Origin of the sequence: Bradyrhizobium sp. IC4060 (assembly GCF_020193715.1) — a bacterium.
Taxonomy (GTDB): Bacteria; Pseudomonadota; Alphaproteobacteria; order Rhizobiales; family Xanthobacteraceae; genus Bradyrhizobium; species Bradyrhizobium yuanmingense.
Genome location: NZ_JADYVJ010000061.1, coordinates 1 through 684, shown reverse-complemented (window position 1 = coordinate 684; position 684 = coordinate 1). Strand labels below are relative to the sequence as shown.

Genomic DNA, 684 nt, shown 5'->3' with positions numbered 1-684 from the left:
CCACCCGTTGCCGGGCTTGTCCGACAATAATTCCGAACTCAGCAAAGTGAGCCCGAATGGCGCAGGCTGTCATGGTTCGCTGGCGGACCAGCAAGCCTCTTGTACGATGAAGCATCAAGAACCCTTGGTTCTCGACGCTCTTGATTGGAACGAACCGCATATTTGGACGGGTGACGGCTTCGCAGATCGCGGCCGCGTCAGCGGCGTCATTCTTGGCTCCTCTTCGTACGTAGGGTTTGACATAGGCCGGCGGAATCAATCTTACATCGTGTCCAAACTGCCGAATCTCCCGCGCCCAGTGATGAGCGGTCGCGCAAGCCTCGATGCCGACCAAGCAAGGTGCGAGCGAGGAGAAGAACGACATGATCTCGCCTCGCCGGAGGCGCTGGCGACTGGTCACTTGGCCTTGGCTGTCAACTGCATGGATGTGAAACACGTGCTTCGAAATGTCCAATCCAATTGTCGCGACTTTCATAGGGAATAGCTCCTGTTAGCGGGTCCGTACATCGCCAGTATATCGCCGGCGCCGAGGGAGCGGGGCCGTCTTCCCCATCAACGGACGGCTGCGGCATGAAATGTTAAACGAGACGCTGTTTACCTCGCTGGCCCAGGCCCGCGTCGTGCTCGGATGCTGGCGCGCCGATTACAACGATGCACGCCCACACTCGCGGCTCGGATGGAAGA

At 58.9% G+C, this 684-nt stretch carries 1 protein-coding gene and 1 pseudogene; one reads left to right on the top strand and one right to left on the bottom strand.

The window, feature by feature from the left end; translation table 11 throughout:
* The coding region (locus tag I6F16_RS37475; protein WP_225174773.1) for an IS110 family transposase at nt 1–475 on the bottom strand (475 nt) is incomplete at its 3' end.
* 79 nt (nt 476–554) lie between these two features.
* On the opposite strand from I6F16_RS37475, the pseudogene I6F16_RS37470 reads away from it, so the two are divergent.
* Nucleotides 555–684 (top strand): annotated as a pseudogene (locus I6F16_RS37470) (integrase core domain-containing protein); the annotation flags it as partial.